Source organism: Ferrovum myxofaciens (genome assembly GCF_000735045.1).
Taxonomy (GTDB): Bacteria; Pseudomonadota; Gammaproteobacteria; order Burkholderiales; family Ferrovaceae; genus Ferrovum; species Ferrovum myxofaciens.
This window is the reverse complement of the sequence record NZ_JPOQ01000533.1, coordinates 1-286: the sequence shown is the minus strand read 5'-3', so window position 1 is coordinate 286 and position 286 is coordinate 1. Positions and strand designations below refer to the sequence as shown.

1 pseudogene is annotated in these 286 nt (G+C 59.1%); it reads right to left on the bottom strand.

Going from position 1 to position 286, the window contains the following annotated elements:
* Nucleotides 1-286 (bottom strand): annotated as a pseudogene (locus IV91_RS17620) (IS66 family transposase); the annotation flags it as partial.

The following is a 286-nucleotide window of genomic DNA, read 5'->3' as shown; positions in this document are numbered from 1 at the left end:
ATCCCGTCTTCATCTGCCCCTGATCGGTGCGTCCGGCTTTGACTGGAGTTTCATCCATGGTGATGACCCGAGAGGTGCGAATGGATTCCAGTTGAGCCTGGTGAATGGGGCGCAGCAGTTCCAGGGTAGCGTGAGTGAGTTGGGTCAGCCAGGGGGCGACTGACGGTGACCCCGTTACTGCCCAGACGCTGATGCTGGCGATACAGGGGCTGGTGGTACAGGAATTTATCCACGACCATGCCCGCCAGGAAACTCACATCGGCACGGCTGTTATCCAGAACGCCCT